We start from the raw sequence: 25,938 nt of genomic DNA, 5'->3' as shown, positions 1-25,938 counted from the left end.
ATCATGAATATCATTAAGTACACACTCCTTACCTTGCTGACTCTATCATTAGGCACAGGCCAAGCCAACGCTCAAGACAGTGCGGTTTATGATGCATCACTAAATTTGTGGAAGCTCTACTTTCAAGATCCCGAATCCTCTCAATGGATTAAAAGAACCTATGAAGCACGCACAGCCATTCGCCCGGCTATTCAATCAAGCATTACAAAAAATGGCAAACAGCTCACTTACAAATACATCATCCGCAATCAGCGAGGCGCAAAACAAAATATCAGCATTATTAACATCTGGGGAATTCCTATGGTTTATGACGTTCCGAATTTACCCCTAATAACCTCAAGTGCGCAAACAGAGAATGACAAGTGGACCCAACAGTATTGGGATCAATTGACCGCGAAGAGAAGTTTTGAACAAACTGTTGTCAAAGCGCCAAAGGGCTGGAGTGCCGGACTGCGGGTTGACGAAGAAGCAGGGCAGACCAGCTTTGTCTGGACTTTGGGGTTGAAAGACACGGACTCCTATGGGATAGAGCCAGGACACTCGCAGAGTGGATTTACGGTATCCAGGGTCGAATTACCCGGCATAGCACGGACCTACCTACAGGGACGCATTGCCGAGCCTTGGGGCCTGGATGGACTGCCAGACACTCCGTTCTGGAAAGCGAAGGTCGATGAAATCGAAGAACTGGATTATCTGTTAGTGCCTGTTCTAGCCCCCATCATTCCCATCCCCGATCCGTACAACGCTGGCGAACTTGCGCGGCGCCTCAAAGCGCATGTACAAACTTGGCCAAAATACGGCCATGCGAGTACAGACACGCTGGCACGACTCAACCGCCAGTTCGATGTCTTGATTCCCGCGCTGGAAATGAACAACAAGCCAACAGCGCGTGCAGCTATGGCAGCACTGCGCAAGGAATGCACCGATCTCCATCGCGATCTCATGGATGCCAAGGCCGGCGAAGACGATGACACGCAAGCCTCGGTCGCGTTGCCACGCACACCCGCACAACGCAGCGCCACGCCCGCTCCGGCGCTCGATCGCCTAGCGGCCAGGGCGCTGATTTTTGATTTGAGCTATTTGATGGATCGGATGGACTCAGGGCGTTGACTGACTGAATGGTCTTTGGAATAGAGCAATGGAGATTATTCAATTCGTTCGGGCAATGTCGTTGGCACCACTGATTTTTTCGGTTTGGCCCATGCCCAAGACAGCGCCATCTTCGACGCACAGAAAAACGCATGGAAGCTCTACTACCAAGACCCAGAAACTTCGCAGTGGGTGAATAAGACCTACATTCAACAGAATGCGATCAAACCAGGCATCAAGTCTGCCATACAAGCTAGCGGATCAGAGTATATATACCGTTATCGACTAAGCAACAGCCGCGAAGCAAAACAGGCAATCGATCTCTTCCGGATTTGGGGGATCCCACTGGTATATGCAATACCAAATTTACCAGCGGTGACGGCAAACGCAAAAACAGAAAATGACAGATGGACACAGCAATACTGGAATCAATTAATTTCCAAAAGAAATTTTGAAACCAAAATAATCAAGGCGCCCACAGGCTGGAGCGGAAACTTGCGCGTTGACGAGAATGTGGGGCAGACCAGTTTCGTCTGGACTCCGGGCTTGAAAGATACTGATCCGGACGGCATTTCTCCAGGAAAAACACAAGATGGCTTTGTCGTGACCCGTGTAGAGCTGCCCGGCATGGCACGTGCCAAGCTGACGGGGGCCACCGCAGAGCCTTGGGGCTTGGATAACCTGCCTGATACACCCTACTGGAGTCAGAAGATCGACGAAATTCAAGATTTGGATTACGTCTTGGTCCCCGTTCTGGCGCCAGTGATTCCAGTGCCGACGCCATATAGTGGGGCGGAACTGGCTCGCAGGCTAAAAACACACGTTCAGTCCTGGGTGAAATACGAGCATATCCATGCCGATGTGCTCACACGACTCAACCGCCAGTTCGACGTTTTGATTCCCGCATTGGAAATGAACAACAAGCCGACAGCGCGTGCAGCTGTGGCAGCGATGCGCAAGGAATGCACCGATCACCATCGCGATCTGGTGGATGCCAAGGCCGGCGAAGACGATGACACGCAAGTTTCGGTGGCGTTGCCGCGCACACCCGCACAACGCAGCGCGACGCCCGCTCCGGCGCTCGACCGCCTAGCGGCCAGAGCGCTGATGTTCGATCTGCGCTACCTCCTGGATCGGATGGATACGGTCCGTTGATGCCCCGCTGCGGATTCTGCGCAACACCCGCATCGGAACGGCCGCCAGCACAATGAAAACGCCGGCATGCAGCTATTAAAACGATAGCATTCGTCACCCGGGAGACAAAGGCGCGCCCAGGCCCCGCCCAGAATCGCCGGCATGGGAACCCTCTACCTCGTGCGCCACGGCCAGGCCTCGTTTGGCGCGGATGACTACGACCAGCTGAGCCCGCGCGGGCGCGAGCAGGCGGTGCGCCTGGGCGAGTACTGGCGGGCCCGCAACGTGCGCTTCGATGCGGTGATCACCGGCACGCTGCGCCGCCATGTGCAGACGCTGGAGGGCATCGCCGAGGGCCTGCAGATCACGCCGCAGCCACTGGCCCTGCCCGCCCTGAACGAGTACGACAGCGCGGCGCTCATCGCCGCCATCCATCCCCACCCGCTGCCCCCGCCCGACACGCCCGAGCGGTACCGGCACCACTTCCGGCTGCTGTGCGATGCGCTGGCGCAGTGGATGGGCGGCACGATCAGCCCGGCGGGCATGCCCAGCTGGGTGGCGTTTTCCAGCGGCATCCGCGCGGCGCTGGAGCATGTGCGCCGCCATCACGTGGGACACCACGTGCTGCTGGTGTCCAGCGGCGGGCCGATCTCCACCGCTGTGGGCGAGGTGCTGAGCACGCCGCCCGAAGTGACGATCGCGCTCAACATGCGCATCCGCAACAGCGCGGTGACCGAGTTCAGCATCGCCCCCAAGCGGCTCATGATGCAGACGTTCAACACGCTGCCGCACCTCGATACCGAAGAACATGCGATCTGGGTGACGCACGCATGAGCGCGGACTGCGCGGGCACTTGGCAGCCTGTTCTGCCCGCCTCTTCCTGCATGGAGGTGGACGACCCAGGCCGACGCAGGCAACTTCGGATGCGCTGACGCGCTTTCGCGCTACCGAGCGCTCGCCACTCCTTTGCCAGCGATTCTGGTGCATTGTTATTGGTGAAACCATGCCCACTCGCGCACTTGCTGCAAAACCGCCCACGCCCCAACCCTTGCCTCCCCGGCCGCGCCAGCCCGCCAACGCCACAGCATGCCGCCCTTCGGTGTCATCGTCACATGGCTGGCCGCTCGGACTGCGCTCCATGCGGGAGGCCAGAGAGCGCGCCGGGCACAAGCCCGACCCGGAACACCATGCCGAACTGACGCCTTTGGCGATCATCGATGCGGAGGAGGCTGGCTCGAATCTCCTGGCCGCAGTGAAGTACATGACCGATCCATTGCACGGGGCATCCGAGAAAGCCGTGGAATTGGGAACGGAGGGCGTGAACGGCGAGCAAGGGGGAGAAACCTCCGCGGAAGGCGCGGACGGAGGCACGTCCGCCAGCGGAGCGGAAGGGCACCATGCCCAGGATCCGTCCCAGACCACTGCGCAGCAGGGCGCGGACGCAGGCAACCGCCATGGCGCCAGCGTCGGCACGGAAGACGCGGCCCCCCATGCCGATGCGCTGCATAAGCTTGCAGAAGAAGGCACGCCCAGTGGCGTGAGCGACCTTGCGACCACCCTGGGACTGGGCGCGGCCATGCTGCCGCTGTCGGCGTTGGCGATACACACCGGCTACCGGGAATTGCGCGAGGTGGCCGAGCAGCGCACGATCCTCGAACAACAAAAGGATGCGCTGCAGCACCAGCGCGACAGCCTGCCCGCCGCGGCGCAATCCGGCCCCGCGCAGGCGGCGGTTCAAGCCCAGACGCTTGCGCTGGACCAGACCATCGACGACGTGGCCCACCAGCAGCTCATCAACCGGCACGACGGCCGCGTCGCGGGTGCATCCGTCACTTCGGCCAGTCTGATCTTCGCCAAAACTGCAGTGGAAACCTCGGTGCAGGCGGGCCTGTCGATCGCTTCGGGCCATGCCAATGCCGCCAATCTGGTCGCTCACAGCGCCAGTGCAGCCGGCGCGGCGTCGGCCGCCACGGTCGCCAGCACCTTCGTCCTCGGGCCCGCTGCCAGCGTGATGGCGACGGTGCTGGGCGGAGTTTTTCTGCACCAGTCGCACGTGGAAAAGAAGCGTTTTCGTGCCGACTTCAAGCGTGTCAGCGCTTTTCTGGACGGCGTGAGTGCCAAGGGGCTGAGTGGAGAAACAAAGCAATACCATGATTTCCTGAAAACCAAGTTCGACCAGCGCAACCGCTTCGTGAACGGGTTCAACAACTGGAACAAGGGATTCGTCGTTGGCGGCGTGACTTACACCGCCAGCACCGCGGCCAAGGTGGGCGTCGGCATCGCAACGGTGGCGGGCGCCAGCGCCGTGGCTGGACCCGTCGGCCTTGGCCTGCTGATCGGCGTCGGGCTGCTGGGCGCTGTGACCATGGGCGTCGGCTCGCACCAGTTCGTGCTCACCCACGGCAAGGTCAAGCGATATCGAAACTATGATCGCGAGGACGCGGCGGGCATCGACCGGGCCTTCCTTGCCATGGCGGACCTACTGCCGGCAGCAACCCGCAGGGGGCCGTCGGCGCTGGCGGAAACGCCAGCAGCGCAGGAGGGCACCGTTCCATCCATCCACGCGGATTCGGACGCTGAATCCCCAACCGAAATTTCGTCCTATGCGTCGGCGCTCTCGCGAAGGCTATCGGAACCAGACGACACCGCTCCATCCCTGCCTGCGGATTCGGATATCGATTCCCGATCGGAAATTTCGTCCTATGCCTCGGCGCTGCCGGAAACGCCATCGGATCTGGACGAAACAGAGGCATCCATGCACGCGGATTCGGGCATCGAATCCGGGACGGAGATTTCGTCGCATGCCCCACCGTCGCCGATGCAGCATGCCGGCCCAGTGCCCGCTGAGCCCCAGGGATTTGTGCTGCGCAGCGCCCTCTACCAAGCCACCGATGGCCACGAGCGCGCACTGGGCGGGTTTCTTCGGCAAGCGGCAGAGAGCCTGCAAAAGCGCTACAAGGACAAGGGCCGCTCCACCGATCAAGCCCCTCCCGCGGCGCCCACGCACAAGCGTTCCGTGCAACGCGAGGCCAAGGCTGTCCTGCACGGCGGGCTGGCCTACGGAAAGTCGCTGCTGACCGGCCACAAGCCGCGTGAAGCGCGTGACCAGGCCCGCCAGGCGCACGCAAGCAAGACAGGCCGACTCACCGAGACCGTGCTGGCGCAGTGGCTGGACTCTCCGCAGTCCAGGCAAATACAGGTGGATTACATGCGGACCGCGGTCGATCTGCAAAAGAGATACCTGGAAACCAAGTTGGATGCCCGCGAATCGCTGCGGGACCTGGAGGACTTGCTGGCCGGCTCCGACGCAAGCCTTCTGCCCTCTGCATCCGCAGAATCCCTGGAAACGCCGGCATCCCTTTCAGCCAAGCTTCGCAAGGCCCGCGCCGACGACCAGACCCAATTGCACATGCTGCAGTCGCTCCACGGTGATCTTCAGATGAATTTGATCGATGGCCCTTCTGCCCCGCTGCTGCTGCAGTCCGTCAGGCAGCACTTCCTGGTATCCCAGACCGGCAAGGCGCACAGCCCGGAACACACCGCCCGGCCTTTCGCGCACTACTGCATGAAGCAAGCGCAAACACAGGCCACTGCAGTGCGCGGTACCCTGCTCGCCACGGAAATGCAGGCGGCACGCGTTCGTGACCGCGAGCGGCAAGTGCGCGTCGCGGACGTGGCACAAGCGTGAGCGGGAAAGGGGGGACTGGATTGAACCGCCCCTTCTGACGAACCAGTGGCGCTCAGGCAGGGGCCACACCCGCCGCCGCGATCAGCACATCGCGCAGCGGCTGCCGGCCCTCCCGCGTCGCCAGCCCGATGCCGACCGCCAGCGCCTCGCCCTCGGCCAGCGCCCGGTACACCACACCGGGCCGCCGCAGCGCGGTGAACGACCGGGGCAGCAGCGCCATGCCGCGCCCGCTGGCCACCTCCGCCAGCAGGACATGGTGGTCCGCCGGCTCCCGCAGCTTCGGTGCGGCGAACCCATGGCGTGAAAACACCTGCTGGCAGTGGTCGTAGAACGCGGGCTGGCGCGCGCGCTCGAACCAAAAGAGCGCCTCGCTCGCCAGGTCGGCGAGGCGAACCGACCTGCGTCGGGCCAGCGGGTGGGATGACGGCATCGCCAAGACCATGGGCAGGCGATCCAGTTCCTGCACGTCGAGCCCGGGGGCCCGCGTCGGCAGCGCGACGAAGGCGGCATCCAGTTTGCCAGCGCCCAGTTGCCGCACCAGCTTCGGCGAGGCATCGGACACCACCGACACCGTGGTGCCCGGCTGCGCCGCCTGCACCCGCTGCACCAGCCCGCGGAACCAGGCCGGCTCGACTGCACTGGTCAGGCCCAGGCGCAGCGTGGCCGGCATGCCCTGGGCCGCTACCGCCGCTTGCGCATCGCGCAGCAACTGGCCGACGCGGCGCGCGTAGGGCAGCAGCCGGCGCCCGGCCTCGGTGAGCGCCACGCCCTGGGTGGTGCGGTCGAAGAGCCGCGTTCCCAGCCGCTCCTCCAACTCGCGGATGGCCCGGCTCAGGGGCGGCTGGGACAGGTGCAGGGTTTCGGCCGCCTGCCGGAAGCTGAGGGCATCCGCCACCGCCAGAAAAAGCGCGAGGGAGCGGGAATCGAGAAGGTTTGGCATACCAAAAAGGTATCACGAATCGGGTCATTCCCTGGCTGAACGACCCTCCCTAGAGTGGCGGCTTCCATCCACTTTTCGAGAACCGCCATGACCCGTTATCTCCCTGATTTTTTCGCCCGCCAGAACTGCGCGCAGCAGCGCCAGAGCGGCGCCCGATGAGCGCCGGGCGCTACGAACGGGGCCGGCGCATGCTGGCCGCCGTGGACGGCCCTGCCGGCCTGGCGGTGGTCGAAGCGCTGGCCCAGTCGTTTCCGGACTTCGCGCGCTACCTGCTGGAGTTTCCGTTCGGCGACATCTATGCCCGCGAAGGGCTGGGCCTGCGCGAGCGCGAGCTGGCCACCGTGGCGGCGCTGTGCGCCCTCGGCCATGCGCTGCCGCAGTTGAAGGTGCATGTGCACGCCGCGCTGCACGTGGGCTGCCAGCCCCAGGAAATCGTAGAGGTGGTGATGCAGATGGCGGTGTACGCGGGCTTTCCGGCCGCGCTCAACGGGCTGTCCGTCGTGCGCGAGGTGTTCGCGGAGTCGGGCATCGCACTGCCGCTGGCGTGATCGCCAGCGCCTCGTCAGTCCCCGCCCCCGGGCCGGTCCACCACGGTATCGAGCGGCAGCGCGTGCAGCTCGCCCAGCAACTGCACCAGCGCGGCTGCCGCGGCCTGCACCACCGCCCGGCCTTTTTCCGCCGTGGCGCCCGCGGCGTTTCCCACCGCGCCGGCCGGGTGGTAATCCTGCATGGCCCAGCCCATCTTGGCGCTCTTGCCGTTGCCCAGGAGGGCGTAGCGCTCCGCGCGGTCCTGCGAGGTGGAGCGCCAGTGCTGCGCCTGCGCCATGTGCACGGTGCCGGGGGCGAGGTGCAGCATCATCGATGTCTCGATCTCGCCGCCGTGGATGCCGAAGCGGTGCTCCTCGGCGCTGAACTGCGCGCTCACGGCCTCGGGCAGCGGCAGGCTGAACCAGCTGGCGCTGTACACCAGCAGGCCGCAGTGCTGGCGCAGCTCGCGCGCCACGATGTCCATCACGCTCACCTGGCCGCCGTGGCCGTTGAGCAGCAGCAGCTTCTTCACGCCCGCGCGGGCCACGCATTCGCCCAGTTCGGTCCACAGCGCGATGAGGGTGGCGGGCCTGAGCGTGAGGGTGCCGGCATAGGCCGTGTGCTCGGTGCTCAGGCCCACGTTCTGCGGCGGCAGGAACAGCGCCGGCACCTCGGCCGGCAGTTGCGGCAGCGCGGCATCGATCACGCCCTGCAGCAGGGCGGCATCCACGCTCAGCGGCAGGTGGGGGCCATGCTGCTCGATGGCCGCCACCGGCAGCACGGCGACGGTTTGCGCCGCCCGGCCCGAGGCTTGCGCCTGCGCGAAATCGCGGGCGGACCATTCGGCCCAGAAGCGGGAAGGCGGGGCCGGGGGAGCGGTGCGGGGTGAGGTCATGGGCGGTTCAGAAGGTGGCCTGCGGCAATTCGTTGCGGGTGAACACGAGCGAGACCTTGGCCTCCGGCGGGATCGCGGGAAGCGCTGCATCCCACGCCTGCCACGCGGCGCGCAACTCGGCCAGGCGCGCGGGCTCGCGATCGCGCAGGTTGGCGCGCTCGCGCGGATCGGCCACCACGTCGAACAGGTATTCCACGCCGTCCACCTGCAGGTACTTGTGGCGGCCGCGCACCAGCGCGCGCTGCTCGCGGTGCTTCATGCGCCAGCACAGGTCGCGCTCCGGATTCCACGCGGGGTCGTCGAACAGCGGCAGCAGGCTGGTGCCGTCCAGCGGGTAGTCGGGGTGGGCCGCCACGCCGGCCGCGTCGAGGAAGGTGGCGGTCCAGTCCATGGTGAGGCTGGGCGTGTCGCTCACGCGGCCCGGAGCGATGCGGGCGGGCCAGCGCGCCAGCAGCGGCACGCGGATGCCGCCCTCCAGCAGGTCCATCTTCTGGCCCACGAACGGCCAGTTGTTGGAATAGCGCTCGCCGCCGTTGTCGCTGGTGAAGACGATCAGGGTGTTTTCAGCCAGGCCCTTTTCCTGCAGCGCATCCAGCACCCAGCCGATGCCTTCGTCCATGTGGTGGACCATGCGCTGGTAGGTTTCCAGGCTGCCGCCGTCGATGTGCTTGCCGAAGCCGGCGAGCCGCTGCGATTCGGCGCGGTCGTCCCGCGTGAGCCAGGGCCAGTGGGGCGCGCTGTAGTGCAGGCTCAGCAGAAAGGGGCGGTCCGCCGACTGATCGCGCACGAAGTCCACCGCCCGGCGGCTGAGCAGGTCGGTGAGGTAGCCGTCTTCGGTGTGCTCGGTTTCGTTGACCCAGAAGTCCGGGCGGCCGCGCGGGTCGCAATGCGCGAAGTAGTCCGAGCCGCCGGCATGGAAGCCGTAGAACGTGTCGTAGCCGGACATGCGCGGGCCGAAATGCGGCGGGTAGCCCAGGTGCCACTTGCCCACCAGGGCGGTGGCGTAGCCCGCGTCGCGCAGCAGCGAAGGCAGCGTGGGGTGGCCGGGTGGCAGGCCCAGCACCTTGTCGCCGTGCACGCTGGCCAGCGGCTCCTCGGCCGCGCCGCGCAGGCGGTACTGCCAGCGCCCCGTGGCCAGTGCGAACCGCGTGGGCGAGCACACGGCCGAATTCGAGTAGCCCCGCGTGCATCGCAGGCCTTCAGCCGCCAGCGCGTCCAGGCGCGGTGAGACATCCACGGGCACGCTGTAGGCATCGCGGGCGCCGGTGCAGCCCAGGTCGGCATAGCCCAGGTCGTCGGCAAGGATGAAGATCAGATTGGGGCGGGAGGACGTCATGGACCGGTCGCAGTAAGGGGATTGGCGCGAAATTGATGCGGCGCAAACCAGCAAGGGACCGTCGATTGTCGCCGCCTGCCCGGCACCTGAACCCTCGTCCGCTCGCCATCCGCGCACCGGCAGGCTGGTTTGTGTCCTACAGATCGATTACATCAGAGGATTAAAAATTACACATTGACACACACCCATCCCGCCGGCCAAATCGGCATTCGACTCTAGCGAAAAGGCTGCATCCATGAACTTCTTCCAACGCATGAAACTGGGTACCTTGCTGGGCTCGGGCTTTGCTCTCGTGATCGCCATCGGCTTCCTGGTGGCCGCCTTCGGACGGGTACAGCTCGATCACATCGGTGGCAACATCAAGCTGCTGTCGCATGAACGCATCGCCAACCTGCTGGTGCTTCAGGAGATGAAGGACGGCATCAACACGGTGGCCCGGGCCGCACGCAACATCGCGCTGCTGGAAGACATTCCGCAGATGGCCGATGAAAAACGCCGCATCGACAAGGCCCAGGCACGCAATGCCGAACTGCTCAGCCAACTGAACCAGCGCATGACCAGCCCCGAGGCGAAAGCCCTGGTTGCCCAGATCGGGCAGGCGCGGCCGGCCTATGTGGAGGCCCTGAACAAGGCCGTCGACCTGGGCCTGGCCAACCAGAACGATCAGGCACGCGAGCAGTTGCTCGGCCCGGTGCGCCCTGTGCAAGCCGCTTATTTCAAGGCGCTGGACGACCTGGTCGACTACCAGAAGGCCGCCACGGTGCGCACGGCCGACGAGTCCGAGAAGGACGCGGTCGCTGCAGGCACGCTGATGCTCGCGCTGGCCGCCCTCGCGGCCGCCGCTGGCGCCATGGTGGCCTGGGCCATCACCCGGCAGATCAAAGGACAGCTGGGCGGCGAGCCGGCCTATGCCTCCGAAGTCGCGCAGCAGGTGGCCAACGGCAACCTGGCGGTGGGCGTGCAGTTGCGCCAGGGCGACACCCACAGCGTGCTGGCGGCCATGAACGCCATGCGCACCAGCCTGAGCGGCATCGTGAGCCAGGTGCGCGAGAGCAGCGAATCCATCGCGACCGGCGCCGGGCAGATCGCCACCGGCAACGCCGACCTGAGCCAGCGCACCGAAGAGCAGGCCTCCAACCTGCAGCAGACGGCGGCGTCGATGGAAGAGATGAACTCCACCGTCAAGCAGAACGCCGACACCGTGCGCACCGCCTCGCAACTGGCGAGCTCGGCCAGCGCCACGGCCTCCAAGGGCGGCGAGGTGGTGGACAACGTGGTGCGCACCATGGAAGACATCACCGCCAGCTCGCGCCGCATCAGCGACATCATCGGCGTGATCGACTCCATCGCGTTCCAGACCAACATCCTCGCGCTGAACGCCGCGGTGGAAGCCGCCCGCGCCGGTGAGCAGGGCCGCGGCTTCGCCGTGGTGGCCAGCGAGGTGCGCAGTCTGGCGGGCCGCTCCGCCGATGCCGCCAAGGAGATCAAGGCGCTGATCGGTCAGAGCGTGCAGACGGTGGAGCAGGGCTCGGCGCTGGTGAGCGAAGCCGGCGCCACCATGAACGAGATCGTCGACCAAGCCCGCCGGGTGGCCGACCTGATCGGCGAAATCGGCGCCGCCACGCGCGAGCAGGAGCAAGGCATTTCGCAGGTGAGCGATGCAGTGAACCAGCTCGACCAGGTGACGCAGCAGAACGCCGCGCTGGTGGAGGAATCCGCCGCGGCCGCCGACAGCCTGAACCACCAGGCGACCCGCCTGGTGGAGATCGTGAGCGTCTTCCAGCTCGAAGAATCGGCCTCCAGCGCCGTCATCCGCCGCGCGCAGGCGCAAAGCCGGACGGCGCCGGTGCCGACGCCCTCGCTGGCCTCGGCGCCTGCCCCGGCCACCAAGGCCCCGCGCGCCATGCCCGCCCCTGCGCGGAAACTGCAGGCCTCGCCGGCCAAGGCCCCGTTGGTAGCGGCGCCTGCCAAAGCCGCCAAACAGCCAGCAATGGCGGGCACGGGCGCGGACGACTGGGAAACCTTCTGACGCGGCCACTCCCTGCGCCACCGAACGCCGCCCCACGCCCCTCCGGCCGTGGGGCTTTTTTTTGGGTGGCCCGCGCGGCGCCTAGAACCGCCAGCCGAGCGAGGCCGACACGCTGCGGCCATCCCCCGGCGAATAGCCCGACGAGCCGCTGTCGTACCACGCATAGACGTAGCGGCGGTGGGTGGCGTTCTTCACCTGCACCGACACGTCCATCGCGGGCGTGAGGCGCCAGGTGGCGCCGAGGTTCAGCAGCGCGTAGCGGCCAGCGCGGCCCTGCGTGTTGGTGCGGTCCAGAAAGTAGTCGCCCTGCGCGCTGGCCGAGGCGCTCAGCTCCCATTGCTCGCTGGCGCGGTAGGTGATGCCGGCGGTCGCCAGGTGGTGCGGCACGTTCTCGACCTCGCGGCCCGCCGTGGCGGGCGCGCTCGGGTCGGGCGTGGTGATGCGCGCCACCTGGCGCGAATAGGCGAACCAGCCGGTCCAGCGGGCGTGCAACTGCGCGTTGAGCTGCAGGTCGTAGCCCTTGCGCAGCGTGCGGCCCACGTTGCCGAGCCCCCCGGGATCGGGAACTCCATCCACCCCCAGCACGCGCGCCACCTCGCCCGAGGCGCGCTGGCGCCAAAGCGCCGCGCGCGCCTCCAGCCAGGGCAGCGGGCGGAACTTGGCACCCACCTCCCAGCCGTCGTTGATCGAGGGATCGAGGTTGCGCGGCTGCGTGCGGTAGGCATCGATGCCCGTGCCGATCTGGAAGGTGCGGCCCCAGTTGCCGTACACGCTGTTGTCGGGCGTGAGCGCGTAGGCCACGCTGAGCTTGGGCTGGCGAATGGTGCCGTAGTCGTGCACGGGCGCGTTGGTGCCCGCGAGCCCGTCGGAAAAATGCCCGCCGATGCGGTCGACCCGCAGCGCGGGCACGATTTTCAGCGCCGCCACGGGCCGCACCACCGCCTGCAGGTAGGCGCCGCGCGTGTCCAGGTCGAAGTTCCAGTCGCGAAACATCGAGGTCCGCACGCGCTCGATGGTGCGGTAGCGCTGCGCGGCGTTGCTCTGCCACTGGGCATCGACACCGCCTTCGAGCGTGAACTCCTGCGCCCATTCCACCCGCGGGCGCCAGGTGAGCGACGTCATCGCGCCCCGGTGCGTCTCGTCGTTGTCGCGCTCCTGCTGCACGGCGGCCTGCGAAAAGCGCACCCAGCGCTGGTTCTCGTAGTGATTGCCATAGGCCTTGGCGGACCAGGAGAGGCGGTCGGCCAGCTCGCCGTCGATGTGCAGGGCGAGCTGGCCGGTCTCGCGCTCGCTGCGGTCGGCGCTGGCGTAGGCGGGGGACGAGCGCGCCGCGGCCTCGGCCTGCTCGCGCGTGAGGTAGCCCGATTCGAGCGCGCGGTTGCGGTAGTAGCGGGCGGTCAGGCCCGTGCGCCAGCGCCCGTCGTCGCTGGTGTAGAACCATTTGCCCGACAGCGCGCGCTGCGTGCCGTCGGCGTGCGCCCGGTAGCCGTCCGACTCGCGCCAGGCCAGCGTGTAGTTCTGGCTCCAGTTGCCGCTCTCGATGCCCTTGGCCACCTGCACCTCGCGCGTGCCGAAGCTGCCGACCGTGGCGATGGCCCGGCCCTCGTTGCCGCCCGTGCGCGTGACCACGTTGGCATTGCCCGCGATGTTGTTCAGCCCGTAGCGCGGGTCGTTGGTGCCGCGCACGACCTCGATGGCCTCGATGTCGATGGGAAAGACCGCATCGAGGTAGGGCATGCCGCCCGCGTTGTCGTTGGAAGGAATGCCGTCGATCAGCAGCTTGACGGCATTCACGCGGCCCTCGCCGTTGAAGCCGCGCATCGAAAAGCGCCCCGCATCGGTGCCCTGGCGGAACGGCGTGACCTGCACGCCCGGCGCGCGCGCGAACAACTCCCAGGCGTGGTCCACATGCGGGTCCTGCAGCACGCTGGCGCCCAGGATGTCGACCGAGCTGAACACGTTGCGCACGGGCAGCGGGCCCGCGCTGGCGGCCTGCACCTGCACGGTACCGAGCGTGAGGGCGGCATCGGCCGTGGGTTCGGCCGCAGTGCCGGGTGCGGGTTGCGCATGGGCCGCGAGGGCCGTGGCGGTGGCCAGCGCAAGGGTGTGGCGCGCAGCGCCCGAGGGAAAGGAAAGTCGTTTCATGGCCATCGTCCGTGGGCCCTCTCCCGCATCGGCCGGTGCGCGGCGATGCAGGGCAAGGGCGAAGAAAACCGAAGGGCTGCGCCCAGGCGCTCGCCCACGCGCCGCCCCCGGTCCAGCCCCGGGGTGCGGCGCACGATTCAAGGCATCACGAAACGAACGGTGGCCCGCGTGCGGGCAGCGGCGCGCCCACCAGCGCGGCGATGCGCGCAGCCGCCACGGGCTGAACGGCATGGGCCAGCGGCTGCGCCGGCGCGGCGCGCACCCGGAGCGCCGGCGGCGGGGCGCCGCCCGGCAGGCACAGCGCGCAGTCGAGCGTGTGCAGGCCCCCGCCATCGGGCACAGTGCCATCGTCCTGCGCCACGAGCTGGAACACGCCCGCGGCACTGCACACCACCATCAGCGACTGCGGGTGCACCAGGGGCGACACCGCGGCCACGCCCAGCGCCAACGCGAACCACGCCAGGAGCCAGCGGGCGGTGAGGAAGGGCGTGCGCAGCGCATTCATGGGCGGGGGGATTATCGGCGCCCAGGCCGGGCGCGCATGGCGGCCCGGCCATCAAAAAAGGCGCGCGGCGTCACGGCAGGGCCACCCAGCCGGGATGGCCGGGCATCGCGGCTTCTTCGGCCACCAGGGCTGCGCAGCACTGCGCCACGTGATCGACCAGCGCACGCACGCGCGCCGGCACGAACCGGTGGCTGGGCAGCACGGCGTGCAGGGCATAGCGCTGCCCCCGCCAGTCGGGCAGCAGCGCGACCAGGGCGCCCGAGAGCAGGCTGGCGCGCACGTCGATCGCCGACTTGTAGACGATGCCGCCGCCCGCCAGCGCCCATTCATGCGCAATGGAGCCATCGTCCACGCTGCGCTCGCCCTCCACGGTCACCGAGACCGCCTCGCCATCGGCCGCCCGCTCGAAATGCCAGCGCACCTCCCGCCGGCCCGCAATGTGCAGTGTGAGGCAGTCGTGACCCGCCAGGTCGGCGGGGTGCCGGGGCACGCCGCGCCGCGCCAGATAGGCCGGTGCGGCGCAGGCCACGCGCCGGGTGATGCACAGCGGCCGGGCAATCAGTTGCGAGTCGGCCAGCGCACCGTAGCGCAGGGCCACGTCCACCGCATCGCGGCGCACGTCCTGCACCCGGTCGCTGACCGACAAGGCCAGGTGCACGCCCGGGTGCTGCTGCAGGAAGCCGTCGAACCACTGCAGCAGCAGGCTGCGCGACAGGTCCGACGGCGCGGCCACGCGCACGGTGCCGCGCAGTGCGCCGGCCTCCGAGGCCGCCTGGCTCGCGCCCTCCTCCAGCAGTTCGAGCGCCCGCGCGGCGTAGTCCAGCAGGGTCTGCCCCTGGTCGGTGAGCCGCATGGCGCGGGTGGAACGCTCGAACAGGCGCGCGCCCACCTGCGCCTCCAGCCGCTTGAGCATGGCGCTGGCCGCCGCGGGCGTGATTTCCAGCACCCGCGCCGCGGCGGTGAGGCTGCCGCCCCGGGCGGTTTCCACCAGCACGCGCAGGTCGGAGATATTTTCAAATTTCATTTGAAAGAGATAGAGATTCAAGCCGGCTTATCAAATCCATTTTGCCAACCTACAGTGCATCCATCGCTGTTTTTCCCATTTCTTTTCAGAGAAAGTCGCCCATGAAAGCCATCGGCTACCACGCCCCCCATGCCATCGACCACCCCGAAGCCCTGGTGGACCTGGACCTTCCCGCGCCGATCCCCGGCGAGCACGATCTATTGGTGCGCGTTCACGCGGTGTCGGTGAACCCGGTGGACACCAAGGTGCGCGCCAGTGCGGCACCCGAAGGCGGCGCGGCCAAGGTGCTGGGCTGGGACGCCGTGGGCACCGTGCAGGCGCTGGGCAGCGCGGTGCAGGGCTTCGCCGTGGGCGACCGGGTGTACTACGCCGGCGCCATCGACCGCCCCGGTTCCAATGCCGAATTGCATACGGTGGATGCGCGCATCGCCGCCCATGCGCCCGCCACGCTGTCCAACGCGCAGGCGGCCGCCATGCCGCTGACCGCCATCACGGCCTGGGAAATCCTCTTCGACCGGCTGCATATTCCGGCCGGGGATGGCGCGGCGGCAGGGCAGTCGCTGCTGGTGGTGGGCGGCGCGGGCGGGGTGGGATCGATCCTGATCCAGCTCGCGCGCCAGTTGACCGGCCTGCGCGTGATCGCCGCCGCCTCGCGCCCCGAGACGCGCCAGTGGTGCCTGGACATGGGCGCGCACGACGTGATCGACCACCACAAGCCGCTTGCCCCGCAACTGGCCGCGCTGGGCGCGCCGCAGGTGGACCATGTGGCGGCCCTCACCCACACGCCGGCCTACATGGCGCAATATGTGGACTGCGTGCGGCCTCAGGGGCAGATCGCCGTGATCGACGACATGCCCTCGCTGGATGTGATGCCCCTCAAGCGCAAGAGCATTTCGCTGCACTGGGAAATGATGTTCACCCGCTCGCTGTTCGGCACGCCCGACCTGCACCGCCAGGGCGAGCTGCTGGCCGAAGTGGCGCGCCTGCTGGACGCCGGGCGCCTGCGCAGCACCTTCACCACCGACGGCGGGCGCATCGACGCGGCCCACCTGCGCCAGGCGCATGCGCTGGTGGAAAGCGGCCGCGCCATCGGCAAGGTCGTGCTGCAGGGGTTCTGATGACGGGTGCCGGCATCGGCCGACAGCCGGGCCGCCCGGGCGGCTGGCACCATGCCGCATGCCAAAGCCCCCCACGCGCGACCTGACCCAAGGCCCCATCGGCCGCACGCTGCTGGTGTTCGCACTGCCCATCCTCGCGGGCAACGTGCTGCAGTCCCTCAACGGCTCCATCAACGCCATCTGGGTGGGGCGCTATTTGGGGGAGGCGGCGCTCACGGCCACGGCGAATGCCAACAACATCCTCTTCCTGCTGATCGGTGCCGTGTTCGGCGTGGGCATGGCGGCCACCATCCTCGTGGCGCAGGCCATGGGCGCCAGGAACCTGGCGCAGGCCCAGCGCGTGATGGGCACCAGCGCCACGTTCTTCGGGGGCACCTCGGTGCTCATCGCACTGGTGGGGCTGCCGCTGTCGCGCCAGATCCTCGGCTGGATGGGCACGCCGGCCGACGCGTTGCCGCTGGCCGAGGCCTATCTGCGCACGCTGTTCCTGGCGATTCCGCTGCTGTACCTGTTCGCGTTCGTGTCGGCGGTGCTGCGCGGCGCGGGCGACACGCGCACGCCGTTCCTGTTCCTGCTGCTGGTGGTGGTGCTGGACACGGCGCTGAACCCGCTGCTCATCTTCGGCCTGGGGCCGCTGCCACGCATGGGGATCGCCGGCTCGGCCATGGCCACGCTGGTGGCCAATGCCCTGAGCTTCGCGGCACTGCTGGCCTGGCTGCGCTACCGGCGCCATCCGCTGTGGATCGGCCGCTCGCAGTGGCGCCTGTTCGTGCCCGACCCCGCCATCCTGCGGGCGCTGGTGGTCAAGGGCATTCCGATGGGCGTGCAGATGGTGATGATCTCGCTGGCGATGCTCATGGTGATGGGCATGGTCAACGCCCAGGGCGTGGTGACGGCCTCGGCGTATGGCGCGGCGCTGCAGCTGTGGACCTACGTGCAGATGCCGGCCATGGCCATCGGCGCCGCGTGCTCGTCGATGGCGGCGCAGAACGTGGGGGCCGGCCGCTGGGACCGGGTGGACGGCGTGGCGCGCAGCGGCACGCTGTTCAACTTTTTGCTCACGGGCGCGCTGATCGCGCCGCTCATCCTGCTGGACCGCATGGCGCTGTCGCTCTTTTTGCCCGAGGGCAGCGCCTCGCTGGAAGCCGCCCGGCACCTGAACCACATCGCCGTGGGATCGTTCCTGTTCTTCGGCGTGACCTTCGTGCTGTCGGGCGTGGTGCGGGCCACGGGCGCGGTGGTACCGCCGCTCGTCATCCTGGGGCTGGCGCTCTGGGGCATCCGCCTGCCGATCGCCTACGGGCTGCAGCCGGTACTGGGCGCGGATGCGATCTGGTGGAGCTTTCCGGCCAGCGCGCTGTGCGCCATGCTGATGTCCATCGCCTACTACCGGTTCGGCCGCTGGCGCCAGGCGCGCATGCTGCCGCCCGGCGAATCGGTGGCCACGCCCGCCGAGGTGGGCGGCCTTCCGCCCGCACCGGTGTGCACGCCGGCGCACGCCACGCCCACGGCGCGCCGCACGGAGGGCGCTCCCGCAGCCGCCGCCGTTACCATCGGGCCATGACGACCGAAGACCGCTCCGCCCCTGCGACCTCCCCCACCCCCACGCTGGCCACGCAAGACCTCTTCCGCGAAGACGCCTACCTGCGCGAATGCCAGGCCACCGTGGTGGCGGTGCAGCCGGACGGCGGCATCGTGCTGGACCGCACCGTGTTCTACCCGCTCGGGGGCGGCCAGGCCGGCGACAGCGGCGTGCTGGTGCGGGCGGACGGCAGCACCGTCGCCATTGCCGACACGCGCAAGGGCAAGGACGCCGAAGGCCGGCCCACGGCCGCCATCGTGCACGTGCCCGCACCGGGCGAGCCCACGCCCTGGACGGTGGGCGAGGCCGTGACCGCGCGCATCGACTGGGAGCGCCGCCACCGGCTGATGCGCTTTCACACCACCACCCACCTGCTGTGCCACCTGGTGGCGCAGCCCGTGAACGGCTGCTCGATCACCCCCGACTACGCGCGGCTCGATTTCCACATGGACGGCGCGCTGGACAAGGACGCGCTCACCGCTGCGATCGCGCGGCTGGTGGCCGAGGGCCATGCCATCACCCTGGGCACCGTGACCGATGCCGAACTGGACGCCAACCCCGCCCTGGTCAAGAGCATGAGCGTGCAGCCGCCGCGCGGCACGGGCCAGGTGCGCACCGTGCGCGTGGGTGGCACCGGCGAGGCGGGCGCGCCGCAGATCGACCTGCAGCCCTGCGGCGGCACGCACGTGGCGCACACCGGCGAGATCGGCGCCGTGGTCGTGACCAGGATCGAGAAGAAAGGCGCCCTGTCGCGCCGCGTGGTGCTCGGCTTCGCTGCCTGACACCGGCCCAGGAACCAAACCCCGGGCTGCGGCTCCCACCCTGCGACATGTCAAACCGCCTGCTCCAGCGCTTGCTGCCCGCTCTTTTCTTGATAGCTGCCAGCGCTTTTCACGGGGGCGCCGGGGCCCAATTGGGCCCCAAGACCACCGGTGCCAGCAGCGGCAGCAGCACCATCACCACCCCCCATGTGCAAGCCGAGCTGGTGGCCCACGCGCCCGAGGGTGTGGTGCCGGGCAAGCCGCTCTGGCTGGGCCTGTCGATCACGCACCAGCCCGAGTGGCACACCTACTGGATGAATTCGGGCGATTCGGGCCTGCCCACGCAGCTGGAGTGGCAGGTGCCCGCCGGCATCGAGGCCGGCGACATCGCCTGGCCCGTGCCGCGCAAGATCCCCATCGGCAACCTGGCCAACTACGGCTACGAGGGCACGGTGCTGCTGCCGGTGCCCATGGCCGTCTCCGATGCGTTCGCGCCCGGCCCGCTGGCGCGCACCGCCACCTTCCACCTGCGCGCCTCCTGGCTGGTGTGCCGCAAGGAATGCATCCCCGAAGAAGGCGACTTCACCCTGCAGTTGCCGATCCGCAGCACCACGGCGCTGAGCGCCGGGGCCTTCGATGCCGCACAGCAGGCGCACCCCCAGCCGCTGCCGGCGCCGGCCACCGGCGCCCCGGCCAGCAGCGCCCGCGTGGACGGCGGCGCCATCGCCCTCACCGTGGCCGGGCTGCCCGCCGCGCTGCGCGGCAAGGCGCTGGAGTTCTTTCCCGAGACCACCGGCGTGATCGAGACCGCGGCCGACTGGACGCAGGCCTGGCAGGGCGACGTGTGGACGGCGCGCGTGCCGCTGTCGCCGCAGCGCAGCGCCAGCCCCACGCCCATGCCCGTGGTGCTGGCCCATGCCGGCCAGGGCTGGCGGGCCGAACTGCCCCTCACGGGCGGCTGGCCCCCGCTCGCGGCGATGGCCAGCGTCTCGCCCGCGCTGGAGGCGGCCTTGCGCGCCAACGCGGCCCAGGGAGGCGGCGCACCGGCCGCGCCCGCCGTCACCGCCGCGCCGCTCGGCACCCTGCTGGCGGCGCTGGCGGGCGCGCTGCTGGGCGGGCTCATCCTCAACCTCATGCCCTGCGTGTTCCCGGTGCTGGCGATCAAGGTGGTGGGCTTTGCCCAGCATGCGAACCACCGCCGCGCCCACCGCATCGGCGGGCTGGCGTACACGGCGGGCGTGGTGCTGTCGTTCATGGCGCTGGGCGCGCTCATGCTCGCGCTGCGCGCCGCGGGCGAGGCCGTGGGCTGGGGCTTTCAGCTGCAGTCGCCCGGCGTGGTGGCCCTGCTGGCGGCGCTGTTCACGGTGATCGGGCTGAATCTGGCGGGCGTGTTCGAGTTCGGGCGCTTCCTGCCCAGCTCGGTGGCCAGCCTGCAGGCCCGCCACCCGGCGGTGGACGCCTTCCTGACCGGCGTGCTGGCCGTGGCCGTGGCCTCGCCCTGCACCGCACCGTTCATGGGCGCCTCGCTCGGCCTCACGGCCACCTTGCCGGCCGCGCAGGCGCTGGCGGTGTTCGGCGCACTCGGCCTGGGGCTGGCGCTGCCGTATCTGGCCGCCAGCTGGGTGCCCGCGGTGGCGCGCGCCCTGCCCCGCCCGGGCGCCTGGATGGACACGCTGCGCCGGTTCATGGCGTTCCCGATGTTCGCCACCGTGGTATGGCTGGTGTGGGTGCTGGGCCAGCAAAGCGGCATCGACGGCGCGGCGGCCCTGCTGGCGCTGCTGGTCACGCTCAGCATGGCGGTATGGGCGCTCACGCTGGCCGGGCGCACCCGCTGGGCGATTGCTCCTATTTCGATAGCACTCCTGGCATATTTGACTATGGCATGGGCACCAAAAGTGCTTGAAATCGCGCCGACTTCGGCCGCAGCGGCGCCCTCTGCCAGCGGCTGGCGCCCCTGGCAGCCCGGCCTGCCCGAGGAACTGGTGGCCAAGGGCCAGCCAGTGTTCGTGGACTACACCGCCGCCTGGTGCGTGACCTGCCAGTACAACAAGAAAACCACCCTGGCCCACGAGGACGTGCTGAAGGACTTCGCCGCCAAGAACGTGGCCCTGCTGCGCGCCGACTGGACGCGCCGGGACCCCGCCATCACCGCCGCGCTGGCGCAACTGGGGCGCAGCGGCGTGCCGGTGTACGTGCTGCAGGCGCCGGGCCGGCCACCCGTGGTGCTGTCGGAAATTCTGGGCGTGCAGGAAGTGCGCGCAGCCATCGCCGGCCTGTAAGCGCTTCGTTCATCGAGAGCGCCATCGCCCTGCCGGCACGGGGGTTTTGGGTGGCGGCGCGCTGGAGGCTCGGTGACACTGGGCCGCCTCGGGGGCCCCGGCCCCGCTCGTTCTTTCGACAGGAGAAACGCCATGCTTCGACGGACCCTCTTCGCCTGCCTTTTCCTTGCCGCGGGCGCTGCCCAGGCAGCGGCCACCGTGGGCCAGCCCGCGCCCGACTTCGCGCTGAAGGACGCCACCGGCAAGACCGTGCGGCTGTCGGACTTCAAGGGCAAGCACGTGGTGCTGGAGTGGACCAACCCGGGCTGCCCCTTCGTGCGCAAGCACTACGACAGCGGCAACATGCCGGCCACGCAAAAGGGCGCGGTGGACCAGGGGGTGGTATGGCTGTCGGTGAACTCCACCGAAAAAGCCAGCAGCGACTATCTGGCACCCGCGCAATTGGCCGCCTGGTTCACCGAACGCAAGGCCGTGCCCACCGCCCTGCTGCTGGACGAGGAAGGCACCGCCGGCCATGCCTATGGCGCGCGCACCACGCCGCACCTGTACATCGTCGATCCCAAGGGCACGCTGGTGTATGCGGGCGGCATCGACAGCATTCCTTCGGCCCGCCCGGCCGACATTCCGAAGGCAACGAACTACGTGAAGGCCGGCCTGGCCGACGCCCTGGCGGGCAAGCCGATCGCGGTGTCCACCACGCAGCCCTACGGTTGTTCGATCAAATACAAATCGCCGGCATAGGCCGGCGACGGGGCCGGCGACGGTTTATGCCATCCGCCGGCGATGGGCATGGCAGCACGGCCCCGGGCGGGCCGCGTGCCGTGATGCGCTCAGACCACCAGCGCGGTCGCGGCGCCCACGCCGCACAGCGCGGTCAAGCCCGCGAGCAGCCCCACATCGCGGCGCTCGTTGCCCGCGTGCCAGCCGAGGAACGTGGTGATGACCAGGGTCGCCAGCAGGCACAGCAAAATCAATTCGATCATGGACATGGCAGGGCTCTCCTCGGGGGCTCAACGGGGGTCGTGGGGCAAGGCGGGCGTTTCGCGGGGCTGGCCGCGCGAGGTCCACAGCGAGGCGGCGACCGAGCCGGCGATCAGGCCCGCGGTGACCAGCAGCGCATAGCCGATCGGGATCTTGTACAGGTCGATCAGCAGCATCTTCGCGCCGATGAACACCAGCACCAGGGCCAGGCCATAGGCCAGCAGGTGGAAGCGGCTCGCCAAGTCGGCCAGCAGGAAGTACAGCGCCCGCAACCCCAGGATGGCGAAGATGTTGGCGGTCAGCACGATGAACGGATCGTTCGTGATGGCGAAGATCGCTGGAATGCTGTCCACCGCGAAGATGATGTCGGTCGTGCCGATCAGCACCAGCACCACGAAGAGCGGCGTGTAGTGCTTGACGCCGCCGATCATCGTCGTGAGCTTCTCGCCGTCGAAGGTGTCGGCGATGCGCATGCGGCCCCGCAGGAACTTCAGCACCGGGTTGGTGGCGATGTCGGGCTCCTTGCCCGCGGCCAGCCACATCTTCACGCCGGTGATGACGAGGAAGGCGCCGAACACGTACAGCAGCCAGTGGAACGTGGCCAGAAGCCAGGCACCGGCCAGGATCAGCACGGTGCGCAGCACGATGGCACCGATGATGCCGACGATCAGCGCACGCTTTTGGTATTCCGCCGGGACGGCGAAGTAGCTGAACAGCATCAGGAACACGAAGATGTTGTCCACCGACAGGCTTTTTTCCACCAGGTAGCCGGTGATGAACTGCATCGACACCGTGTTGGCCACCTCCCGGCCCTGCGAGCCGTTGAGGTACCACCACAGAATGCCGACGAACACGAAGGCCAGCGAGAACCAGAGCACGCTCCAGCCCACGGCCTCCTTGGTGGTCACCTTGTGCGCCCCCTGGCGCTCCATGACCAGCAGGTCGATCCCGATCGCGACGACCACGAAGACGGCAAAACCCGCCCACATCCACCAGGTTCCAATGGTTTCCATGGCTTTAGCCTCCGATCGGTTGAAAGCCGTGCGGTGACGGCGGTTGGGGGAACGCCGAAGGCGGCGCAAGGGAAACGGGCTGCAGGTGGTTCATGGCTTGTTGGAAAAGTAATTGGAGGGAGAACGAACCGGACTGTGGGGCCGCCGCTGCCAGAAAAGAAGATACCTTCCCGGTACCATTGCTTCGGTTTTTCCGAACCATTCCATTTTCCCCACCGCCCGCCCCGCCATGAGCCAGAGCTTCAACTACCGCCACCTGTACTACTTCTGGGTGGTCGCCAAGGAAGGCGGCGTGGCCCGGGCGGCCGAACGGCTGGACATGGCGGTGCAGACCATCAGCGCCCAGGTCCGGTCGCTGGAAAAGGACCTGGGCGTGGCCCTGCTGCGCAGCGAAGGGCGCAACCTCGTGCTGACCGATGCCGGCGTGGCGGCGCTGCACGAGGCCGACCACATCTTCGCGCTGGGCGAGCAGTTGCCCCTGCGCGTGCGCGAGGCCACCAGCGGGCAGGCGGTGCGGCTGAACCTGGGCATCTCCGACGGCATCGCCAAGCTGGCCGTGCACCGGTTGCTCACCCCGGTGCTGGATGAGCCCCACCTGCGCCTGCTGTGCCACGACGGCGAATTCCAGCCCCTGCTGGCCGAACTGGCGCTGCACAAGCTCGATGCGGTGCTGGCCGACCGCCCCGCCCCGCCCAACCCCGCCCTGCGCACCACCAGCCAGTTGCTGGGCACCAGCGCCATCGGCTGGTATGCGCCGCCGCTGTGGGCCCGCGCCGCCTCGCAGAACTTTCCGCACAGCCTGGCCGTGGTGCCGGTGATCCTGCCCACGGCCCACGCCGCGCTGCGCGCACGCATCGACCACTGGCTGGAGCGCGAGCGCATCCGCCCCCGGCTGGCCGGGGAGTTCGAAGACAGTGCCCTGCTCAGCACCTTCGCCGCCGCCGGCATGGGCGTGATGCCGGCGGCCCTGCTGCTGGGCGAGCACCTGCAGCGCACCTACGGGCTGGAGCCGGTGGGCACCACGGCGGACGTGCACGAGCACTTTCACCTGATCTACAGCGCGCGCAAGGTGATCCACCCCCTGGTCACCCGGCTGGCCGAGGCCGGCGCGGCAGGGCTGCTGGGGGATGCGGCCACGGATTGAAAGGGATGAACCGGCCGCCGGGGCCGGGCATGGACCTGGCGCAAAAACCCGGCCTTGCGGCTACGCCACAATCAGGGGCATGAGCTTCGCCCCCCTCCAGAACGACACCTTCCTGCGCGCCTGCCGGCGCCAGGCCACCGACTACACCCCCCTGTGGCTGATGCGCCAGGCCGGCCGCTACCTGCCGGAATACAAGGCCACGCGGGCCCGGGCGGGCAGCTTCATGGGGCTGGCCACCAACGTGGACTACGCCACCGAGGTCACGCTGCAGCCCCTGGAGCGTTTTCCACTCGATGCGGCCATTCTGTTCAGCGACATCCTCACCGTGCCCGATGCGATGGGCCTGGGCCTGTCGTTCGCTGAGGGGGAAGGCCCGCGCTTCGCCCACGTGGTGCGCGACGAAGCGGCCGTGGCGGCCCTGGCCGTGCCCGACATGGACAAGCTGCGCTACGTGTTCGATGCGGTCACCAGCATCCGGCGCGCGCTCGACGGCCGCGTGCCGCTGATCGGCTTTTCCGGCAGCCCCTGGACGCTGGCCTGCTACATGGTGGAGGGCAAGGGCAGCGACGACTACCGCCTCGTGAAGACGCTGATGTACAGCCGCCCCGACCTGATGCACCGCATCCTGGCCGTCAACGCCGACGCCGTGGCCGCCTACCTGAACGCGCAGATCGACGCGGGCGCCCAGGCCGTGATGGTGTTCGACAGCTGGGGCGGCGTGCTGGCCGACGGCGCCTTCCAGGCCTTCAGCCTGGCCTACACCAAGCGCGTGCTGGAGCAGCTCCAGCGCACCGGCGTGGACGGCACCGACGTGCCGCGCATCGTGTTCACCAAGGGCGGTGCGCTCTGGCTGGACGCCATGAAGGACCTGGACTGCGAGGTGCTCGGACTGGACTGGACGGCCAACCTGGCCCGTGCCCGCGCCCTGGTCGGCGGCGCGGTGGGTGGCCCCGGCAAGGCGCTGCAGGGCAACATCGACCCCAACGTGCTGTTCGCCCCGCCCGAGCAGATCGCGCTGCACGCGCGCGCCGTGCTCGACAGCTTCGGGCCCCCCCACACCGACCGGGCCACCACCGGTCCCACGCACATCTTCAACCTGGGCCACGGCATCAGCCAGTTCACGCCCCCGGAGCATGTGGCGGCGCTGGTCGAAACGGTGCACCGCCATTCCCGCGCGTTGCGCCAGGCTTGACAGGCCTTGACAGCAGGGAATGCAGGCGGGCGAGTTATGCACACTGCGCGCACCACGTTGGCGCACGGCCTGCATTCCCGGGAATCTTTTCGATGGGCGTCAAAATAATTGGTCAGCGCCTGTAAGCCATTGATTCATAAGGACTGGAAGAATTTGCCGAATTTCCGGGCAATGTAACAAAACCACGTGTTTTCAAGGCCTGGCGGCCGGTCGGACGCGGATATCAACAAAGTTATCCACAGAAAATCGGTGCTTTCCCAAAATCCTCGTCAAATCAAGCACTTGCGTCGCCCATTGAAGAAATTGCCCGACCTTCGCACCCCGCCCTAACACAGAATGGCCCCTTGACAAGACCAACACGGGTCCACTTATGCACAAGGTGCTTGATGCGGTGCAGCATCTGGCCCAGCATGACCGGCTGCGGGCGGCATTCACCATATTTTTGATAGATCATTGATTCATATGGATTTTTTTGAATTCCCTCAGGCCATGCAGATTGCCGAAGGGACGCCCCGCCGCCTCTAAGCCAGCAGCCAGGCCTGGGATGTCAACAAA

At 68.0% G+C, this 25,938-nt stretch carries 21 protein-coding genes; 13 read left to right on the top strand and 8 right to left on the bottom strand.

What is annotated here, in order from left to right; genetic code table 11:
* Positions 1 to 3 precede the first annotated feature (3 nt).
* The 4 genes from AVKW3434_RS20060 to AVKW3434_RS20045 all read left to right on the top strand — a co-directional run bounded on the left by AVKW3434_RS20060 (position 4) and on the right by AVKW3434_RS20045 (position 5,911).
* Entirely contained in the window at positions 4 to 1,110 is a 1,107-nt protein-coding gene (locus tag AVKW3434_RS20060; RefSeq protein ID WP_284407218.1) for a hypothetical protein, read from the top strand.
* Between the two features lie 84 nt (positions 1,111 to 1,194).
* Entirely contained in the window at positions 1,195 to 2,244 is a 1,050-nt protein-coding gene (locus tag AVKW3434_RS20055) for a hypothetical protein (protein ID WP_284407217.1), read from the top strand.
* Positions 2,245 to 2,385: 141 nt separating this feature from the next.
* Positions 2,386 to 3,057, top strand: a complete 672-nt coding sequence (locus tag AVKW3434_RS20050; protein ID WP_284407216.1) for a histidine phosphatase family protein — start codon at positions 2,386 to 2,388, stop codon at positions 3,055 to 3,057.
* A 304-nt stretch (positions 3,058 to 3,361) separates the two neighbouring features.
* Positions 3,362 to 5,911 carry a hypothetical protein gene (locus AVKW3434_RS20045; protein WP_284407215.1) on the top strand — a complete coding sequence of 850 codons (2,550 nt, stop codon included), beginning with the start codon at positions 3,362 to 3,364 and terminating at the stop codon, positions 5,909 to 5,911.
* A gap of 52 nt (positions 5,912 to 5,963) precedes the next feature.
* Here AVKW3434_RS20045 and AVKW3434_RS20040 read toward each other — a convergent pair whose 3' ends face one another.
* Positions 5,964 to 6,851: a LysR family transcriptional regulator gene (locus AVKW3434_RS20040; protein ID WP_284407214.1), complete on the bottom strand. Its 888-nt coding sequence runs from the start codon at positions 6,849 to 6,851 to the stop codon at positions 5,964 to 5,966.
* A 155-nt stretch (positions 6,852 to 7,006) separates the two neighbouring features.
* Here AVKW3434_RS20040 and AVKW3434_RS20035 point away from each other — a divergent pair, with 155 nt between their 5' ends.
* Positions 7,007 to 7,399, top strand: a complete 393-nt coding sequence (locus tag AVKW3434_RS20035) for a carboxymuconolactone decarboxylase family protein (protein ID WP_272566867.1) — start codon at positions 7,007 to 7,009, stop codon at positions 7,397 to 7,399.
* Between the two features lie 14 nt (positions 7,400 to 7,413).
* Here AVKW3434_RS20035 and AVKW3434_RS20030 read toward each other — a convergent pair whose 3' ends face one another.
* Positions 7,414 to 8,274 carry a creatininase family protein gene (locus AVKW3434_RS20030; protein WP_284407213.1) on the bottom strand — a complete coding sequence of 287 codons (861 nt, stop codon included), beginning with the start codon at positions 8,272 to 8,274 and terminating at the stop codon, positions 7,414 to 7,416.
* A 7-nt stretch (positions 8,275 to 8,281) separates the two neighbouring features.
* Positions 8,282 to 9,610: a sulfatase family protein gene (locus AVKW3434_RS20025; RefSeq protein ID WP_284407212.1), complete on the bottom strand. Its 1,329-nt coding sequence runs from the start codon at positions 9,608 to 9,610 to the stop codon at positions 8,282 to 8,284.
* A gap of 235 nt (positions 9,611 to 9,845) precedes the next feature.
* Between AVKW3434_RS20025 and AVKW3434_RS20020 the strand changes: the two genes are divergently transcribed.
* On the top strand, positions 9,846 to 11,639 hold the full coding sequence (locus AVKW3434_RS20020; protein WP_284407211.1) for a methyl-accepting chemotaxis protein: 1,794 nt from the start codon (positions 9,846 to 9,848) through the stop codon (positions 11,637 to 11,639).
* 81 nt (positions 11,640 to 11,720) lie between these two features.
* On the opposite strand, the gene AVKW3434_RS20015 is transcribed toward AVKW3434_RS20020, so the two are convergent.
* From AVKW3434_RS20015 to AVKW3434_RS20005, 3 genes are all read right to left on the bottom strand, one after another.
* A complete protein-coding gene (locus AVKW3434_RS20015; protein ID WP_502869133.1) occupies positions 11,721 to 13,790 on the bottom strand; it encodes a TonB-dependent receptor in 2,070 nt (689 codons plus the stop codon).
* Between the two features lie 139 nt (positions 13,791 to 13,929).
* A complete protein-coding gene (locus AVKW3434_RS20010) occupies positions 13,930 to 14,289 on the bottom strand; it encodes a DUF2946 domain-containing protein (RefSeq protein WP_284407209.1) in 360 nt (119 codons plus the stop codon).
* Between the two features lie 70 nt (positions 14,290 to 14,359).
* Positions 14,360 to 15,313: a LysR family transcriptional regulator gene (locus AVKW3434_RS20005; RefSeq protein WP_284407208.1), complete on the bottom strand. Its 954-nt coding sequence runs from the start codon at positions 15,311 to 15,313 to the stop codon at positions 14,360 to 14,362.
* Between the two features lie 101 nt (positions 15,314 to 15,414).
* Here AVKW3434_RS20005 and AVKW3434_RS20000 point away from each other — a divergent pair, with 101 nt between their 5' ends.
* The 5 genes from AVKW3434_RS20000 (at position 15,415) to AVKW3434_RS19980 (ending at position 21,794) form a co-directional block, all read left to right on the top strand.
* Positions 15,415 to 16,431, top strand: a complete 1,017-nt coding sequence (locus AVKW3434_RS20000) for a zinc-binding alcohol dehydrogenase family protein (RefSeq protein ID WP_284407207.1) — start codon at positions 15,415 to 15,417, stop codon at positions 16,429 to 16,431.
* Positions 16,432 to 16,489: 58 nt separating this feature from the next.
* Complete coding sequence (locus AVKW3434_RS19995) at positions 16,490 to 17,995, top strand: MATE family efflux transporter (RefSeq protein ID WP_284407206.1); 1,506 nt, start codon at positions 16,490 to 16,492, stop codon at positions 17,993 to 17,995.
* Positions 17,992 to 18,795 carry an alanyl-tRNA editing protein gene (locus AVKW3434_RS19990; RefSeq protein ID WP_284407205.1) on the top strand — a complete coding sequence of 268 codons (804 nt, stop codon included), beginning with the start codon at positions 17,992 to 17,994 and terminating at the stop codon, positions 18,793 to 18,795. Before AVKW3434_RS19995 ends, AVKW3434_RS19990 begins: the two co-directional genes overlap by 4 nt.
* 47 nt (positions 18,796 to 18,842) lie before the next feature.
* Complete coding sequence (locus AVKW3434_RS19985) at positions 18,843 to 21,053, top strand: protein-disulfide reductase DsbD family protein (protein ID WP_284407204.1); 2,211 nt, start codon at positions 18,843 to 18,845, stop codon at positions 21,051 to 21,053.
* Positions 21,054 to 21,185: 132 nt separating this feature from the next.
* On the top strand, positions 21,186 to 21,794 hold the full coding sequence (locus AVKW3434_RS19980; RefSeq protein ID WP_284407203.1) for a thioredoxin family protein: 609 nt from the start codon (positions 21,186 to 21,188) through the stop codon (positions 21,792 to 21,794).
* An 89-nt stretch (positions 21,795 to 21,883) separates the two neighbouring features.
* On the opposite strand, the gene AVKW3434_RS19975 is transcribed toward AVKW3434_RS19980, so the two are convergent.
* Both AVKW3434_RS19975 and AVKW3434_RS19970 read right to left on the bottom strand, forming a co-directional pair.
* The gene (locus AVKW3434_RS19975; protein ID WP_272566856.1) at positions 21,884 to 22,042 is read right to left on the bottom strand and encodes a hypothetical protein; all 159 of its coding nucleotides are present in this window, start codon (positions 22,040 to 22,042) and stop codon (positions 21,884 to 21,886) included.
* 21 nt (positions 22,043 to 22,063) lie between these two features.
* On the bottom strand, positions 22,064 to 23,047 hold the full coding sequence (locus AVKW3434_RS19970) for a TerC family protein (RefSeq protein ID WP_284402447.1): 984 nt from the start codon (positions 23,045 to 23,047) through the stop codon (positions 22,064 to 22,066).
* Positions 23,048 to 23,276: 229 nt separating this feature from the next.
* Here AVKW3434_RS19970 and AVKW3434_RS19965 point away from each other — a divergent pair, with 229 nt between their 5' ends.
* Both AVKW3434_RS19965 and hemE read left to right on the top strand, forming a co-directional pair.
* Positions 23,277 to 24,191: a LysR family transcriptional regulator gene (locus AVKW3434_RS19965; protein ID WP_284407202.1), complete on the top strand. Its 915-nt coding sequence runs from the start codon at positions 23,277 to 23,279 to the stop codon at positions 24,189 to 24,191.
* 79 nt (positions 24,192 to 24,270) lie between these two features.
* On the top strand, positions 24,271 to 25,383 hold the full coding sequence (gene hemE / locus AVKW3434_RS19960; RefSeq protein WP_284407201.1) for a uroporphyrinogen decarboxylase: 1,113 nt from the start codon (positions 24,271 to 24,273) through the stop codon (positions 25,381 to 25,383).
* Positions 25,384 to 25,938 lie beyond the last annotated feature (555 nt).

Source organism: Acidovorax sp. SUPP3434, from assembly GCF_030159015.1.
Lineage (GTDB): Bacteria > Pseudomonadota > Gammaproteobacteria > Burkholderiales > Burkholderiaceae_C > Paracidovorax.
The sequence above is the reverse complement of the archived record's forward strand: the minus strand, read 5'-3'. Positions and strand labels throughout refer to the sequence as shown.